14 protein-coding genes are annotated in these 15,480 nt (G+C 55.5%); 3 read left to right on the forward strand and 11 right to left on the reverse strand.

The window, feature by feature from the left end; translation table 11 throughout:
- Nucleotides 1-4: 4 nt before the first annotated feature.
- Nucleotides 5-1,948: a polysaccharide biosynthesis protein gene (locus DYU11_RS16055; RefSeq protein ID WP_119668710.1), complete on the reverse strand. Its 1,944-nt coding sequence runs from the start codon at nucleotides 1,946-1,948 to the stop codon at nucleotides 5-7.
- Nucleotides 1,949-2,189: 241 nt separating this feature from the next.
- Nucleotides 2,190-2,705, reverse strand: coding sequence for a DUF2480 family protein (locus tag DYU11_RS16060; protein WP_119668711.1), 516 nt, complete (start codon nucleotides 2,703-2,705; stop codon nucleotides 2,190-2,192).
- 192 nt (nucleotides 2,706-2,897) lie between these two features.
- On the opposite strand from DYU11_RS16060, the gene dnaN reads away from it, so the two are divergent.
- Nucleotides 2,898-4,019: a DNA polymerase III subunit beta gene (gene dnaN, locus DYU11_RS16065; protein ID WP_119668712.1), complete on the forward strand. Its 1,122-nt coding sequence runs from the start codon at nucleotides 2,898-2,900 to the stop codon at nucleotides 4,017-4,019.
- An 88-nt stretch (nucleotides 4,020-4,107) separates the two neighbouring features.
- A complete protein-coding gene (locus tag DYU11_RS16070; RefSeq protein ID WP_119668713.1) occupies nucleotides 4,108-5,307 on the forward strand; it encodes a TCR/Tet family MFS transporter in 1,200 nt (399 codons plus the stop codon).
- 26 nt (nucleotides 5,308-5,333) lie between these two features.
- On the opposite strand, the gene DYU11_RS16075 is transcribed toward DYU11_RS16070, so the two are convergent.
- The 9 genes from DYU11_RS16075 to DYU11_RS16115 all read right to left on the reverse strand — a co-directional run bounded on the left by DYU11_RS16075 (nucleotide 5,334) and on the right by DYU11_RS16115 (nucleotide 13,211).
- Nucleotides 5,334-5,858, reverse strand: coding sequence for a GNAT family N-acetyltransferase (locus tag DYU11_RS16075; protein WP_119668714.1), 525 nt, complete (start codon nucleotides 5,856-5,858; stop codon nucleotides 5,334-5,336).
- Nucleotides 5,859-5,962: 104 nt separating this feature from the next.
- Complete coding sequence (locus DYU11_RS16080; protein ID WP_119668715.1) at nucleotides 5,963-6,829, reverse strand: glycosyltransferase family 2 protein; 867 nt, start codon at nucleotides 6,827-6,829, stop codon at nucleotides 5,963-5,965.
- An 81-nt stretch (nucleotides 6,830-6,910) separates the two neighbouring features.
- On the reverse strand, nucleotides 6,911-7,468 hold the full coding sequence (locus tag DYU11_RS16085) for a YceI family protein (protein ID WP_119668716.1): 558 nt from the start codon (nucleotides 7,466-7,468) through the stop codon (nucleotides 6,911-6,913).
- 5 nt (nucleotides 7,469-7,473) lie between these two features.
- Entirely contained in the window at nucleotides 7,474-8,172 is a 699-nt protein-coding gene (locus DYU11_RS16090) for a hypothetical protein (protein ID WP_119668717.1), read from the reverse strand.
- 53 nt (nucleotides 8,173-8,225) lie between these two features.
- Nucleotides 8,226-8,714, reverse strand: a complete 489-nt coding sequence (locus DYU11_RS16095; protein ID WP_119668718.1) for a QcrA and Rieske domain-containing protein — start codon at nucleotides 8,712-8,714, stop codon at nucleotides 8,226-8,228.
- A 62-nt stretch (nucleotides 8,715-8,776) separates the two neighbouring features.
- On the reverse strand, nucleotides 8,777-10,264 hold the full coding sequence (locus tag DYU11_RS16100) for a porin family protein (RefSeq protein WP_147367951.1): 1,488 nt from the start codon (nucleotides 10,262-10,264) through the stop codon (nucleotides 8,777-8,779).
- A complete protein-coding gene (locus DYU11_RS16105; RefSeq protein WP_119668720.1) occupies nucleotides 10,245-10,823 on the reverse strand; it encodes an RNA polymerase sigma factor in 579 nt (192 codons plus the stop codon). The genes DYU11_RS16100 and DYU11_RS16105 overlap by 20 nt, the downstream gene beginning before the upstream one ends.
- A gap of 78 nt (nucleotides 10,824-10,901) precedes the next feature.
- The gene (locus tag DYU11_RS16110; RefSeq protein ID WP_229365867.1) at nucleotides 10,902-11,741 is read right to left on the reverse strand and encodes a hypothetical protein; all 840 of its coding nucleotides are present in this window, start codon (nucleotides 11,739-11,741) and stop codon (nucleotides 10,902-10,904) included.
- Nucleotides 11,742-11,927: 186 nt separating this feature from the next.
- A complete protein-coding gene (locus tag DYU11_RS16115) occupies nucleotides 11,928-13,211 on the reverse strand; it encodes a bifunctional 3,4-dihydroxy-2-butanone-4-phosphate synthase/GTP cyclohydrolase II (protein WP_119668722.1) in 1,284 nt (427 codons plus the stop codon).
- A gap of 272 nt (nucleotides 13,212-13,483) precedes the next feature.
- Here DYU11_RS16115 and DYU11_RS16120 point away from each other — a divergent pair, with 272 nt between their 5' ends.
- Entirely contained in the window at nucleotides 13,484-15,427 is a 1,944-nt protein-coding gene (locus DYU11_RS16120; protein ID WP_229365868.1) for a T9SS type B sorting domain-containing protein, read from the forward strand.
- Nucleotides 15,428-15,480: the final 53 nt, after the last annotated feature.

A 15,480-nucleotide genomic window follows, 5' to 3' on the forward strand; every position in this document is an offset into this window, starting at 1 on the left:
CCGCTTAGTCCAGCGACTGCCGAACGGTCCGGTCCAGGGTGGCATACGGCGAATTATGGCTGATGTATTCTGGTACGGCCTTTTTCAATAAACTAACCAGCAACGTGTTATCGCCATACTGAAGGGCCTGCTCCAGGTGCCCGATGGTCTGTTGCAATGGACAGGCATCCGGCGTCTGTAAGCGAGCGATCATAATCTTCGGGTGGTGGGTCGGCAGCGTCGACTCGGTCGTATTCAACAGTTCTTCGTATAGTTTTTCTCCCGGACGCAGGCCCGTAAACTCCAGCGCTATGTCCTGGTTTACCCGGTAGCCTGAGAGGTGAATCATCTGGCGGGCCAGATCGGCGATGCGAACGGGTTGCCCCATATCAAACACGAATACCTCGTTGCCCTGACCCATGGCAGCCGCTTCGAGCACGAGCTGGCAGGCTTCCGGGATGGTCATGAAGTACCGGATAATGTCGGGGTGGGTCACCGTTACCGGGCCGCCTGCGTCAATCTGCTGCTTAAAAATCGGTACGACCGATCCGCTCGACCCCAGTACGTTACCGAAGCGCGTGGTGATAAAGCGCGTTGACGATCCCGTGGCATTGGCCTGCGGAAGGTCATTCAGGCTTTGCAGATACAGTTCGGCCAGTCGCTTGGTTGCCCCCATTACGTTGGTCGGGTTAACGGCTTTGTCGGTCGACACGAGTACAAACTTTTTAACCTTGTACAACTGGGCCAGATCAGCTACAATTTTGGTTCCCAGCACGTTCACCTTCACGGCTTCGTAGGGGTGTTCTTCCATGAGCGGCACGTGCTTGTAGGCAGCTGCGTGAAACACGTATTCGGGAAGATACTGCTGAAACAATTGCTGCATTCGATCGGCATCCGTAACATCGGCAACCTGGGTCGTCAGGACAACATCAGCACCAGGGGAGTCAGGAAGCCGGCGCAAGCTGAAAAGTAAATCGTAAAGTGCCGATTCGGCCTGGTCGGCCAGAATAATCCGGGCGGGCTCGTGGTTCAGCAACTGCCGGACCAGTTCGCTCCCAATTGAACCCGCAGCCCCCGTAACCAGGATCGTCCGGTCGCGAAGCAGCATCGTAACGGCTGTACTATCCAGCCGGATAGCCGGTCGGCCAAGGAGGTCTTCAACCGAAATCTCCGGCTGCTGGCGTTGGCCGCTTTTTCCGCTCATCCAGTCCTGCGCCGATGGCACCACAATACTACTAAGCTGGTACTGTTGCAGAAAACGGGCAATTTCCTGACGGCGATGCCCGGACAGCATTGCCATCGCCAGAATAACCTGGGGTTTGCGGGGCGCGTGCAGAAACACCGCTACCACCTCAAGCGGGCTGTATACTTTGACACCCCGCACCGTTTTTCCGGTTTTAGTCGGATTGTCATCAATAAACCCCAGAATCCGGTACCGGCGTCGGCGGTCGCGTAGGAGCATATCTTTTGTGCGCGTGCCGAGGTCGCCCGCGCCGTAGATCAGTACCTCCTGGTAGTCGCCCCGCGGGCTATCGAGTAATCTATAGTACAAGTACTTGATGCAGAATCGGATACCAATCAGCAGAACCATGCTGATAAAGTATTCAATTGCCAGAATGGAAGCCGGAATGTAGGGCCATGATACCTGTAGAAAGCGGCTCAGTGCGTACGACCCGAAGCCGGCCAGCAAACTGCTGAACGTAGCGGCTTTGGTGATCAGTTGCGCATCTTCAACGCCGGTATGCCGGATGATTCCCTGAAACGGCCGAATCTGAACGAACAGCAGAAGCCGACAAAGCAGTAAGGTGACAAGGTGGGAGGTGTGCCAGTTGGCAGCATCGACGGTAAAATTGAAACGTAACGTCCAGGCGCAGACGTACGCAAACACGGTGACGGTCAGATCAGCTGACAGCACCAGCAGGCGAGGGGCGAATCGATTCGCCAACCCCGCCGATACTGAATAGCTCATAATGTAGTACGGTGGTGCCGGCCCGAAACCAAGTGTGGAGATGGGATCAAAGCGGTCCGGCAAATATAGAGATGCGCCTTACTGAAGAAATTAATATTCGAATAAAGTGACTTAGGCAGATCGAAGAAATAACTATAGTTTATTTTTTGTCATGCTTCCGCTCCGACGACCCGGCTGCGGAGGCACGACAAAACCCTGCGAACGAAGGCGTCGGTAGAAAAGCGTATCAATCAAGCTGCTGTCAGGCTTGCTTCGGGCGTTTGTACAACGGTACTGTACTGCATGGCTCCCCGAACAGCAGGCTCTGCACCACCGGACGTAGTACGCGGGTTAGCTCAACGTAGGCGGCCGTAGGAACGGGAACTTTGCTGCACCCCTTCACCACAACCCGGGCGTCGCGGTAATCGGCGGGATTGATCCGGGCAATCGCGTCGAAGTACAGTTTCTCCTCCAGGTCGGTGAGGCTGCCGAACACGATGGTGTTTGCGTGGGGCTGAAGCTGAAGGGTCAGCAGCATATACGCCCAGGTTGGAACAATAGCATCTTCCGAACACGTAATGGCTACGTTCTTTCCGGCGTACTGGCTCCAGTCGTGTTCTTTCAGGAACGCCCGAAAGTCCTTTTCTTTCAGCATTAACCCCATGTACAGATTCTCCTTCAGGTCGTAGACAACCCGTTCGCCAGGGTGGTAATAGTCTTCAAGATCAAGCGTAACGAGGCCACTTGCGGCCACCCGGTTAACTAATTCAGTTTCCATAGCTATACGTTCTAAACGTCCAGGGTTTGAGCATCTACGGGTTAAAATGAGTGTGTGCGGCACTCGCCCGATCTGACGCCTGACCCCTGAAACACTGAACGTGAAACAACAGGTAAACACCGAAAGGTTTCGGGCTTTTTTTGCTACTTTTGTTCTTATATCATTTTGCGAACCGCACTAAACGATTGGCCCATGAAATTCATCGTTTCCTCGTCCGTACTACTCAAAAACCTTCAGAACATCAACGGCGTCGTGGCAACAAACCCGATCGTGCCGATCCTTGAAAATTTCCTGTTTCGTCTGGAAGACGGTACCCTGACCGTAACGGCCTCGGACCTGCAGACGACCATGACCACGCAGATCCCGGTGGAGTCGTCGGATAACGGGGCCATCGCGATCCCGGCCAAACTGCTGCTGGATACGCTGCGGAGCCTGCCCGAGCAACCCGTTACGTTCAATATCGACACCGATACGTTTGGTACCGAAATTCTGACCGATAACGGTCGGTACAAACTCTCCGGCGAAAACCCGATTGACTTCCCGAAGCTACCGACGGTGAACAAGAACCTGGCCGTTGAGCTGACGTCGGATGCCCTGCTGGGAGCCATCAACAACACCGTTTTTGCAACAAGCACCGACGATCTGCGTCCGGCGATGACGGGTGTGTACCTGCAGCTCAGCGACGACAACGCTACGTTCGTCGCTACGGATGGACACCGCCTGATTCGCTACCGGCGCACCGACCTGAATTCGTCGGCCAATACGTCGATGATCATTCCGCGCAAAGCCCTGCAGCTGCTGAAGTCGTCGCTGCCCGAAAACGTACCGGTAAAAGCCGAGTTCAGCCAGGCGAATGCTTCGTTCTCGTTCGGACCGACGCAGCTCATCTGCCGCCTGATCGACGAGCGCTTCCCGGACTACGAAAACGCCATCCCGACCAACAACCCGAACGTGATGACCATTGGCCGGACTGACCTGCTCAACTCGCTGAAGCGGATTATGATCTATGCCAACCGGACCACGCACCAGATCCGGCTGTCGCTCAAAACGAACTCGCTGACCATTTCGGCCGAAGACCTCGATTACTCGAACGAAGCCAACGAGAAACTGCTCTGCGACTACGACGGTGATGCGATGGAGATTGGATTCAACGCCAAGCTGATGTCCGAGATGCTGAGCAACCTGAGCGCCCGAATGATTTCGCTCGAATTATCAGCACCGAACCGGGCCGGCCTGCTCATTCCGGCCGATAAGGAAGAGAACGAAGACATCCTGATGCTGGTGATGCCAGTGATGTTGAATACGTACGCCTAAAAAGGAAAAAAGGCGGAAGGGAGGAGAGGAGAAAGGGCGACGGTACCCTGCTTCTTTCCTCCCTTCCGCCTTTTTTCCTTTCCTCCTGATGAAAAAAAAGAACCACGCCCTCACTTTCATTTTCATTACGCTACTGATCGACGTGACGGGGCTGGGTATCATAATCCCGGTTTTCCCGAAACTGATCGAACAGCTGATCGACGGTAATCTGAGCGAAGCCGCCAGCTACGGCGGCTGGCTGACGTTCTCCTATGCCATCATGCAGTTCATTTTTTCGCCGGTGCTGGGTGGGCTCAGCGATCGCTACGGGCGCCGGCCGGTGCTGCTTTTCTCCCTGCTAGGCTTCAGTGTCGATTATCTGTTTCAGGGGTTTGCCCCAACCATCGGCTGGTTGTTTGTCGGGCGGCTGATTGCGGGCATTACCGGAGCCAGTTTCACAACCGCCAATGCCTATATTGCCGATGTCAGCGAACCCGAGAAGCGGGCGCAGAACTTCGGACTCGTGGGGGCTGCGTTTGGGGTTGGGTTCATTCTGGGGCCGATTCTGGGGGGGCTGCTGGCTCGATTCGGCCCGCGGACGCCGTTCTTTGTAGCGGCCGGGCTGGCTATGCTGAACGTACTGTACGGCTTTTTCATCCTGCCCGAATCACTCGCTCCCGAAAACCGACGGCCGTTCGACTGGCGTCGGGCCAATCCCGTTGGTTCACTTCGTCAGCTTCGCCGGTATCCGGTTATCATTGGGCTGGTTGCCTCGCTCGTGCTGATCTATCTGGCCGGCTTTGCCATTCAGGGTACGTGGACGTTCTACGTCATGGAAAAATTTAAGTGGAACGAGCAGATGGTCGGTTTATCGCTGGGTGCCATTGGCCTGTCGTTTGCGATTGTGCAGGGCGGGCTAAGCCGCGTTATCGTGCCGAAGGTAGGTCAGCGAAAAGCGCTGCTGATTGGCCTGTTGTTCTATTCGCTTGGATTGACCTGTTTTGCCTTCGCCACGCAGAGCTGGATGATGTTCCTGTTCATGGTACCCTACGCGCTGGGTGGTCTGGCGGGGCCGTCGTTGCAGTCAATCATTACAGGGCAGGTACCGTCCAACGAGCAGGGCGAACTGCAGGGGGCTTTAACAAGCCTGGTCAGCGTTACGTCGATCGTGGGACCGGTCATGATGACGAACCTGTTCTCGTATTTTACAGCCCGTACAACCCCTGTTTACTTCCCGGGAGCGCCTTACCTGCTGGGGGCAGTACTGATTCTGATCAGCGCGTTGCTGGCCCGCCGGGCAATTACGTAATCGTTTTTACGATTTAGGTTCAGCTTTCAGATTCGCTGGTGATGCCACCGCACGATCTCGTCAATTTCTCGGATCTTGATGAAGCCGTTTTTTATCAGAACGCCCTGCGATGCCTGGTTATCGATGTGGGTATCGGCGATAACGGTTTGCAGATTCGGGTTTTCAAATGCCCAGTTGAGCAGTCCCTGCATGGCCTCCGTGGCGTAGCCCTGCCGCCGATACTTGCGCAGCAGGCTGTAGCCAACCATGGTTTCGCCGGCGTCGTTCGGCAAACCCGCCAGCCCAATACCGCCTACTGATCTATTTTGATCTTTGGGGACGATCTCCCAGTTTGTGAACCACATATACTGGCTCGGATACCGCTCTGTGTTCGGGAGCCAGTAATTCTGTAGGGCGTCAACAACTTCGGTGTAATATTCAGGTTCGAGATCGTACGGCTCCGGCGTCAGGCCAAGTATTCGTTCGAGCAACGTACGGCTTCGCAACCATAAAGATAAATGCTGACTCGTCAGCGGAATTAATCGCAGGCGGGTAGTTTCAAGGAAGAACATGGTCGGATAAAGGTAATTGATTTAGCAGGCAAACAAATAAGCTCCGGAGAACCCCCGGAGCTTATTTGTTTGTAGTCAGCTATCAGTCAGATAATTATTTCTGATTATTTTGAGACAGGCTCTACATCAGCGGGACGCAGGTACCAGCCGATTCGCCGAACCTCGAACATCGCCCGTTTATACATTGCCTTCAGCACGCCACCGTCGCGGGCGAGCAGGCGGTCGCTGCTCCAGACGTGGCCTGCCGGCGACGTAACCCGCTGAATCCGGCCTTTCTTGAGCAGCGTCATCGCCATCCAGCCGTCGTCGCTTTCGATGTCGACGCCCCGTTTGAACGACGTATTAAAGCCCCCTACGCTGAGGGCATCGTCCCGCCGGAAGGCACTGCTGAAACCCATCACGTTGACGCATTCGTAACCCCGCAGGCGACGGACCCAGAACATAAGCCGGGCCGCTGTTTCGTGGACGATCAGGGCCGCCCGCGAGTTGATATCGCTTGGGACAAACGAATACGTAGTGTAGGTACAGGCAATTTCCTGGTTGCGTAACGGATCAACCAGGGCATCGACCCAGCCGGGTGGATACAGGCAGTCCGAATCGGCATTGACAATGTATTTGCCACGAGCCGCCGACAGAGCCGCCTGCCGCGCAAAAGCTGCGCCCTGGTCTGTCACAAACAGCGAACGGACACCACAGGCATCGAGCAGTTCCTGCGTTCGGTCTTTGGAGTTGTTGTTGGAAATGATCAACTCAGTCCGGTAGCGGGTTTGCTGGCTCCCCAGCGACGAGAGCATGTTCAGGATGCTTTCCTCCTCATTGTAGGCCGGTATGATGATAGACACCTCCGGATCGTTTACCCGAAACTGCGCCAGTCGGGTACGTAAGTCGTCAAGGCGCTCCGGCGATACGGCTCCAGGCGTATAGGTGAAGCGGTGCGGTTGCAGCCAGGCTGGTAAGGTTGGATAAATCATGCGTTGCCGGATACGTTAATCGGACGGCTACGAAAATACGTCCCTGCTGAGCAACAGCGTAATAAATTGAGTGAAAGGCGATCAGAGTTTGAATACGGCGCTGAAACGGAGCGTCATCTGATCGTCTACTTTCAGGCCCATCAGCGACGGGCGTTCAATGCTGTGGCTGCTCAGCGTAACCGGAAAACCGCCTTCAATGGTCAGCCGGCCGTTCTCCTCTTTGCGGGTAGCCTGAAACGTAACGGGGCGCGTCACGCCGTGAAAAGTCAGGTTGCCCCGGGCCGTCAGGGTGCCGTCTTCGCTGGGCTTCAGTTCGGTGCTCACAAAGGTAACGTTCGGGTATTTTAACCCGTCGAGTACTTCCAGGGCGTGCGAATCGCGGTTGCTGTTCTTGCTGTCAAACGAAGCTACTTTAATGGAAACCGCAACGCTCTCAATCTGCTTTGAGTCATCGTTGTACATAACCGCGCAGTTGACATCCCGACTGATACCTTCCCAGTCGTGGAGTGGGTGCTTGGCCGCATACGTAACGGTCGACAGCGCCTTATCGGCCACCAGTTTTCGTTTGGTCATCGGCGCTACGAATGCCGATAGGCCGATCAGGGCCAGCAGGCCGCTAAAAATCATAAATCGTTTCATAACGGTCACAACGTTAAAGCGATGATTGATGCTGCGTAGGTGCCAAAGGTGGTGTAGGCAGCTGCCCGGTGATACGGCTTCAGTTCGAAATTGGTCTGGATGGCCCGGGCCAGTACATTCGTCGCGACCATGCCCGTCAGGTGAACGATGGCCAGGTATTTGTGTAGTTTAATGGAACTGAAGCCTTTTCGTGAGCCAACCGCCGGTGGAGGTGGCGTCAGCGACAGCGCCAGGGTGGTGCCGTACGAGATGTTGATGAACGTAGCCATGTTTTCGTGCTGGCGCTTCACCCGAACGTAGTCTTCCCCTTTGGCATTGTACAGCCTGGATCCCAGAAACCCCTGGGCAACGAAGCCGGCCAGCGTAACAAAACCGCCGATCTGGTGCGTTACGAGCATTGTCCGCCGGATTTTGAGTTCCTTAGCGCGGCCTTCTGCCGATAAAGGAGCCAGGTTGGTAATCCGCAGCAGGCCTTTGGGGCCCCAGAAGGCCCGCTGGGTAAAAATCATTTTACGGGGCAGCAGAGGCTGCGCTTCGGTTGAGTCGGTCAGACCAGCCAGCAACGCATCGGCGTCAGAAGCGGCCGGGGCTGTGGTGTCGGCAACCGTGCGGACAGAATCCGGAGTAACGACCGGGTTTTGCGCCCGAACAGGTCCGATGCCAAGAAATATGATGAAAACCAGTGTAAGCAGTCGATGTGTCATGGGATAATAGGGGGCGACCCAGGAGCCGCCCCCACTTCATAGGTTAGCAGGCATTATTCGGTTACGCGCAGTCTATTGCCATCCGTACTCAGTTCGGTTTTAAATACCTTGAGCGTCTGGCTGGCCGGCCCCTGCTCGACGGTTCCGTTCGATCTGAATTGTGAGCCGTGATTAGGACAATAGAAATCATCATCGCCAAGCCGGTATTCAATGGTTGTTCCCTGGTGGGTGCAGATTTTAGACAGCGCCACGTAGTTCCCTCCCTTAACACGGGCGACGATGACATCACCCTGGTACAAGAAACCGCCGTCGGTTTTCAATTTCTGATTGGCCGTTGTGGTCAGGTCAAGCGTAAAATCCACTTTCGCGTTGTTGCCGGTGCCCCCGGTGCCTCCCGGAGTTGGATCAGCGTTGTCATCGCTGGAGCAGGATGTTAAGGTGCCCATGCAGTAGAGCGACATCAGGGCTGCGCTACTCAGTCCCAGGCTGCGCAAAAATTCACTACGTTTAATAGCTTCGGCAGGTTGTGTTTTGGTTTTCATCGTGTTGCATTTTAGTGTATATACATTGGTTAATCGTTTAAAGCGTAATGTGATCAAAATCATTACAGACGATAGCGGATGGACACAAAAGCGCCGGTACTGAGCAGATTGTATCTGTACGCGCCGACGCCCCGTAACGGAGCTTTTATAAATGGTTCGAGCTGACCCGAAAGCCGCCGACTGAACGGATGCTCATACCCAGCCGACATGTTGAGCTGGCTGAATCCATAAGGGCCGGTCTTCGTGCTCCAATCGCGGTACTTGATGTGCGGGTTATTTGGGTTTGAATAATTGTACTTGTAATCTTCCCGCAGCATGACATACGACGTAGCGCCACCACTGACAAACCACCGGGTCGTTAAGCCATCTGGCCGCGAACGGATGATGAAATCGTACCGCAGGTTAATCGGGACGTCGAGCATGTTACACCGTCCATCAACGGTTGCTGGTGCAGGGCCAAAGATGTTGTAAGGCGGCCACTCGTATTCATCACCCTTAGCGCGGTAGATTTTGGTGCTGTGCAACACGCCGATCTGTCCACTCCACCGCCGGGCAAACCGGTACTCCAGCATCAGGCCTACATTGGTGCCGGGTTTAGAGAAGTTACGTAAACCGATGCCGCTTAGATCTGGCGATACGACCGCCCGAATGCTCAGGCCCTTTTGTTGAGGAGTCGTTGCCACCTCAGGTACGTCGGTGGGGTGGGCCACGGGTGCCACCTGGTCAGTTGATAGTTTCAGCTGCGGCCACTGCATCGGCCGCATTGCCAGGGCATTGACCATTGGCAGAGCGAACCGCTCACTGGGAGATGGTGCTGCGGGTGTCGATAAGGTACCACCGGCCTGGCTTTCCGGGATTCCGCTGCCGAACGCCGGAGTTTCGGGCATTTGTGGGCGAACGGTCCGGCCAGCAAGCGCATCCGCCGACCGGCGGCTGGTCCGGCGAGCCCTGTTTTCAGTGACTGCCTGGTACGTATTTCCCCGGCGTGTGGAAACGGTCGCCGTAAGGGGCTGTGATTGGTTACCAGCAGCGTTCAGGTCAGCTATCTTATCGGCTGACAGACGGGAACTGTTTTTCGGCTGCCCGGCGCCTACCGGCGTGGTTGCAGCGGGTTGATCAATCGGCTGATTTTTTCTGGCTGATACGAGTGGGTCGGGATCGCTTGTGCTACGTTGAGCAGCAGCAATTTGTTGCCCATCGACCGACGTAATCTTTGCCGCAGGTGCTGGCTGTCGGGCCGACGGGCGACCGACGGGCGACGTTCCTGAACCGGCTGCGTTCGGACGATTGGTCGCGATCGGTCGGGCCGCAGGTGTAGCGGGTACATCGTTCTGCAGAACGTACCAGACAACGCCCGACAGGAACAGCAGCAAGCCGGGAAGGCCCCAGCGTAGCAGTCTTCCCAGAATCGCCGGTTTGCCGGCGGTTCCGTCGTGGGCATCCAGCTTGCTTTGCATGGACTGCCAGGCTGCGGGGTCAAATGTTGGCTCGAACTCTTCAGCCGATTTTCTGAAGAGCCCGTCCAGTTGGTCATCGGTTAGCTCTTGCATACTCATCGTGATTCATTTGCTTAAGTAGTACGCGTAAGTTTTCCCGCGCCCGGGCTAAGTTAGACTTCGACGTGCCGACCGAGATGGTAAGCTTCTCGGCAATTTCTTCATGACTGAATCCGTCAATGACGTACAGGTTGAACACGATCCGATAGGCCGGGCTCAGCCGCTGCACCAGCCCGATCAGGTCTTCGTGGGCCAACTGGCTGAACGCATCAGCCTGATCCGATACGATCGTCTGACCGGCCCGGTCGATGTCGTCGTGCTTGTAGTGATGAATCTCGTGCCGGTAATGGTCCAGGGCCGTGTTGATCAGAATACGCCGGAGCCAGCCTTTAAAAGAGTGTTCGGGATTGTACTGGTCCAGCCGGGTAAACACCTTCAGGAATCCATCGTTCAGGACTTCCAGCGCTTCCTCGCGGGTAGGCGTGTAGCGCAGGCAAACGCCCATAGCGTAGCCGTAGAACTGCCGGTAGAGCAATTCCTGGCTTTGCCGGTGGTTGCGCAAACAACCCGCCAGCAGATCAGACAGCGCTGGAGCCTTTGGAGCGTTGGACACAGTATGTTCGGTTAAGATGCAGACGGCCGACGGCTGATGGATAAAGCGTTGGTTTTCAGACGCCGGCCGGATAAGGTATCAATTCAACGGGGCTTCGGGTATCGTTTTGTACACAACAGGCCAGACGCCCGGCCGTGGTACACTGACACCCTTCGTGCTGCCCCGCTGATTCTGATCACTGTCAAAATAGTAAAGCGGCCAGCCCTTGTACGTAAGTTGCTTACGACCGGCCACAGTGATTACACTAAAATCAGCTTTATTTAACGTTGAGGGAATTTCGGTAAGCGAGGCTTCGAACAGCGGCCAGGTGGCGTTGTTGCTCAGATCAGCCTTGGTATACGTATTTTTGTTCTTTTTGTCGGGCGCGAAGGCATAGAGGGTGCGGCCGGTACTATCCGTAAAATACAACGTATTTCCGGTACCTTCTTTGTAGTCGCTCGTATAATTTTTCCCATCAAGTCCTTTCAACTGACCGGCCGCAATCAGGAGGGTATAGTTCGGCCGGGCCACGAACCAGCGCTCATTGACATTTTCGCCTTTAACGTCGCCGGACTGGGCGTCATTCGCGAAATAGTAGAGCGGCCAGCCTTTATACGCTGTTTGCTTCTCGCCGTCGGTGCGGGTGATGGTGGTAAAGTCAGCTGCCTTCAAGCCGTTTCCTACGGTTAACGTTTCTTTAAAAAATACGGGCCAGTTGGTTTTGCACTGCCCCGAACAGGTCGAGTTGCCGCCAACATCCGGCGAGAACACGTACAGCGTTTTACCCCCGTCGCCGGTCAGGATGGTACCGAGCGAGGTCGTCGCCAGGGCCACGTCCGGGGCCGGGGTCGTATTATCATCGTTCTGGCAGGCCAGTGTGCCGGCCCCCAGCAGTACCGCCAGGGTTAGGTAGCGGGCACTGGTTGTAGCGAATTTCATGGTTGTCAACTGTGTTTGGTAGTGAAAAACTGAACAGTTGAACCGGTTCTCAGCCATATACGCATACTTTTGGTAAAGGGTTGCGTGGGGCCTAAAAAAAGTTGGGCACAAAAAAAGCCCCTTCCGTCGAAGGGGCCTGATAGGGTTGGCAGCCGGCACGAAGCCGCCACTGCGTACATTCCTGGGTTACATCTGTTGTTCCTGATTGACCGGTTCCGGGCTGACGGGCTCTTTCATAATCAGGTGGCCCATTTTGTCACGCTTGGTACGCAGGTACCGCTCGTTGTACGGGTTAGCCGGGATTTCGATGGGCACGCTGTCTACAATTTCCAGACCATATCCCATCAGGCCGGCCCGCTTTTTAGGGTTGTTTGAGATAAGCCGGATCTTATGGATGTTCAGGTCACGGAGAATCTGAGCGCCTACGCCGTAATCGCGGGCATCCATCGGCAGACCCAGGTCCAGATTGGCTTCGACCGTATCACGGCCCATCTCCTGTAGTTTATAGGCTTTCAGTTTATTGATCAGGCCAATGCCGCGACCTTCCTGAAACATGTACAGCACAACGCCTTTGCCTTCCGCTTCGACCATCTGCATGGCCGTGTGCAACTGACCACCGCAGTCGCAGCGACATGAACCAAAAATATCGCCCGTTACGCACGACGAATGCACGCGAACCAGCACCGGCTCGTTGGGCTCCCACGAGCCTTTAACCAGCGCCAGGTGCGTATCGCCCGTATTGCTTTGCTTATAGGCGATCAGATCAAAATGGCCCCATTCGGTAGGCATATCAACGCCGATTTCGCGCCGGATCAGACTTTCGGTCCGAAGCCGGTATTCAATCAGGTCCTGGATGCTAACCAATTTCATGCCAAACCGGTCGGCCATCACCCGAAGCTGAGGCAGCCGGGCCATGGTACCATCTTCGTTCAGGACTTCGATCAGCACACCCGCCGGTGCCAGCCCCGCCAGCTGGGCCAGATCAACGGCCGCTTCGGTATGCCCGGCCCGGCGAATAACGCCCCCTTCGACGGCCCGCAACGGAAAAATATGCCCCGGGCGGCCCAGGTCTTCGGGCTTGGTGTCCGGATTGACCAGCGCCTGAATCGTTTTGGAGCGGTCGGACGCCGAAATGCCGGTAGTGCAGCCATTGCCCAGTAAATCAACCGATACGGTAAACGGCGTGGTATGCACAGACGTATTGCTGGTGACCATCATTTCGAGGCCCAGTTCGAGGCATCGCTCTTCGGTAAGGGGAGCACACATCAGGCCGCGGCCTTCCCGGATCATGAAATTGACCATTTCCGGCGTGATTTTTTCGGCCGCGCAGATCATATCGCCTTCGTTTTCGCGATCTTCATCGTCGACTACCAGTACGATTTTACCATCCCGAATGTCGGCGATGGCATCTTCAATCCGGTCCAGCCGGATTGAAGCAGGGGTGGTAGTATTGGTATTATTATTGCTCATAGCTTGGTCGATGCGTGTCGGCGGAGTTACCTTTGAACTATTTATTAAGCGGTTTGCAGTTTTATAAACGTTCGGAGGAGCCGAGTTTTATCCACAAAACTGATTTCGACAAAGATACGTTTCCCGGCGCGCGAAAATGTCCAGTGAAGCGTTTTTACGGTAACAACCGACCCAGCAACGATAACGATAAAACTTTACCCTTTGTGCTAATCTCAAGAATGTGGCCGATCGATACCAGGGTGAAAACCAGACGGCCCGGGCTTTATTCGGTAATGGTTCTTACGGCGCTCCTGCTGTGCGTGCGCCCGCTGCTCCATGCGCAGAATGTGTGTCTGAACCCCGGCTCAGCCGCAAAAGGAGCGTTTGATCTTCAAAGCAGCCGGATCTGCGTAGGCGCTCCGGTCGTGATCACCAACGTGCCGACCAGCGTAACGAACGTTGGGTATAGCTATCAGTACAACGGCAACGGCATCCCGACCAACACCACCACCGCCACTACGTTTACCTACACGCAGCCGGGTTCGTTCACTATCCTGCAGGTTGGCAGCGGGGGCGGTCAGGCAACGGGCACGATCTTCTGCCGGCAGGTGGAGGTGCTGCCGCTCGATCCGGTGAAGTTTACAGTACGTTCGTGTTCCGGCCGTAAGGTTATTCTGGATGTGAAGCTGGACGACAGGACCGACAAGTACAGTGTGTATACCATCCGGTGGGGCGACGGCAATACGGAACAGGTACTGCGGAGCCAGATTGCCAACCAGCCCTCGCATACGTACTCCAGCACGGGAGCGGCCAATTACACCATTCAGGTCATCGGCGGCTATAACGCACCGGTTAGCTGCAGTTCACCCGCATCGACCACTACGGTAAGTCTCGCTCCAACGGCTCAGCAGCCGCTGATTACGAAACTAACGACGGTTAATGAAGGTACCATTTCCATTCAATATCAGGCCAATGGGAGCACCAACGTACAACTGTATCGCAAGGATGGAAACGGGGCCTATACCGCAACCGGCCAGGTTGGAAACAACACCGGTACGTTCACCGTCAATTCGGTCGATACCAAACAGGAACAATGCTTTCAGCTGGCGTTTGAGGATGGCTGCGGCAACGTCGGTGCCCGGTCGGAGGAGGTATGTAGCGTGGCGCTGAATGTAACCGCCGGCAACAAACAGAACGATCTGAAATGGACCCCCTACGGAGGCAACGCAGCCAGTTTCCGATACTATCGACTGTTCCGGAACGGGCAACCGACCGGTGGACTGATTACCAACCGCACGCTGTCAACCTTTAGTGATAATAACCGGATTGAATGCGGTAGCCAGTACTGCTATTACGTAGAGTCGTATGTGAACAACGGCCGGACGGTGGTGACGTCGATGCCTACCTGCGTAACCGGCCAGAATGGCGAATCCCCTGGCGAATTCCGGTCTATTCTGGTGTCAATAGAAGATGGGGCACCCCGGCTGGTTGCCACCCTGCCGACCACCGGTACTACGTCGAGCTATGCCATGCTGGTCAGTCGGGCCGATAACCCCTCCGGGCCGTTCCAGCCCGTTACGTCGACGGCCAACCGCAATGTGTACGAAGATAGAACCGCCAACCCAGCGGCCCAGTCGTACTGCTATCAGGTGACGTATCAGAACAACTGCGGGCTGCAATCGCCACCGTCCAAACCCGTCTGTACGGTACACCTCGGGCCCGGCTCGGGCGACGCCATCGGCTGGACAACAAGCTCGCCGTTTGCGCCCGGAACGCTCGATAGCTACACTGTAGAAATCATCGACTCGCTGAATGGAACGAAGCGGGAAATCGCGCTGGGCACGAACACCCAGTACCAGCCAGACCCGAACGACCCGAATCTGCAAACCCAGCGCTTTCGGATCATTGCCGTTTCGAACAACGGGACAACCAGTTACTCGAATTTCTACACGTTCCGGCGCGAGGCCAAAATCCTGACACCGACGGCTTTTTCGCCCAACGGCGACGGTGTCAACGATGAGTTTATTCCCAAAGGCTTATTTTGGGACCAGTTCAACATGACTCTCTACAACCGCTGGGGTGAAGTTGTGTACAATACCACCGATCAGACCAAGGGGTGGGATGGGACGGTTAACGGACAACCCGCGTCCGCCGGTCAGTATATGTTCCGCATTGAAGTGCGGGATCTGACCGGTCAGAAAACAGTCACGACCGGTGCCGTGTTGTTACTACGGTGACGACAGGCCGTGCGCGAATCAGCCGATAAGTTGGTAAGTTTGCAGACGTTTCG

The organism is Fibrisoma montanum (assembly GCF_003583365.1).
Classification (GTDB): Bacteria; Bacteroidota; Bacteroidia; order Cytophagales; family Spirosomataceae; genus Fibrisoma; species Fibrisoma montanum.